We start from the raw sequence: 1343 nt of genomic DNA, 5'->3' as shown, positions 1-1343 counted from the left end.
TAATACTACATTTTCTTTACCGAGTTTTTTCTCTATATCTTTAATGGTGATTGCATCGGAATCGCTTGACTTAAATCCTGCAAAGACTACTTTTTCATCGTCCAATCCTTTTGTATGCACTAATCCCTTTGGGTCGACAAAGACCATAATTTGCTTTTTGCCATTTGTTATCCACATAATAAAATCAGGATAGAAACCTGACCATTGTAACTGAAACCCCACTCCAATTTTGGGGAAATTGCGTAAAAGATATATCTTATAATTTCTGAACCTTTCTTTGTTTCTTTTTAAATACTCCTTTAATTCTTTAACAAAATCTGCTTCACTTTCTACTAATTCTTCTGGAGAGATTTTATCTATCTTCGTGCTTTGAACAAGTATAGGAAGATAAAGATGAGAGTCCAAATAAACTCTCGGCAATTCTTCTGACTCTTCTTTCAGGAGTTTATTAAGGTTTCTTTTTAATTCCTTAATTTTGTTAATTAAATCTCTGTTTATAGGTTTTCCTTTTTCATCTTTTTTCTTTATTTGTAAAACATATTTCTCGCCTTTTTCTGAAACAAAAGGAAGCACCATTTGCTTACCTACATTATTATAATTCAAGTTTCCTGTCTCAAAACGCTTTGCATATTTCCTATAAAACAGATCTGTGTATTTCTTGATAACAAGAATCGCTATATCCTCTAACCGCATTACATCATCCTGAGTTTTTACCTTTAGAATCTCAGGCAATGCCAGAATTTCATATCTACCCGATAAAAGCAAATCTTTTAATCTCTCTCTTTCCAAAATTAAATTCTAATATCTTCTTGCAATTCTAAAATCGCAAATCTCTTCCCAAATTTTATCCCAGTCAAATAAATCTATTATGTCTCCTGGTATCTTTTCCTTTTTAACTTCAGCTCTAATTTGCTCTATCTTGATGCCTTCTTCTTTTCTTTCTTTAGCCAGATATGTTGATATCTTTAGTAAAAGGTCTATTGTGGGAGAAATTTTATCATCAAGTTCTAATCTTAGAATTTCCTTTTCTTCAAATCTCTTTTTCTCATCTTTTGTAAGTGTATAAAGGCTTTTCCATTTTTCCTCATGTTGCGGTATAACTGGTATTTCAATTGTTTCAAATTCTACCTCTTCTTTATTAATCGCTTCTAAAAACTTGTTCAGATAATCGGCTTTAATACCGTAAATATTGAGCATTTCTAAAAATTGCACCAAACTTTTACCATCACTCCTCTTAAGGGACATTCCTTTGCCTTTCAGTCTCACCCCTCTTCCAAATAAGAGCTCTCTCAACTTTTTTCTTGACTTTCTCCCATTTTTTTGTTTTGCTTATTTGTATATTA

At 31.6% G+C, this 1343-nt stretch carries 2 protein-coding genes; both read right to left on the bottom strand.

Going from position 1 to position 1343, the window contains the following annotated elements:
* Positions 1–789 (bottom strand): restriction endonuclease subunit R (locus tag AB1422_19500; protein MEW6621487.1); only part of this gene is annotated, 789 nt, incomplete at its 3' end.
* 9 nt (positions 790–798) lie between these two features.
* Positions 799–1266 carry a hypothetical protein gene (locus AB1422_19495; protein MEW6621486.1) on the bottom strand — a complete coding sequence of 156 codons (468 nt, stop codon included), beginning with the start codon at positions 1264–1266 and terminating at the stop codon, positions 799–801.
* Positions 1267–1343 lie beyond the last annotated feature (77 nt).

The organism is bacterium (genome assembly GCA_040757115.1).
In the GTDB taxonomy this organism is placed as follows: domain Bacteria; phylum UBA9089; class CG2-30-40-21; order CG2-30-40-21; family SBAY01; genus JBFLXS01.
The sequence above is the reverse complement of the archived record's forward strand: the minus strand, read 5'-3'. Positions and strand labels throughout refer to the sequence as shown.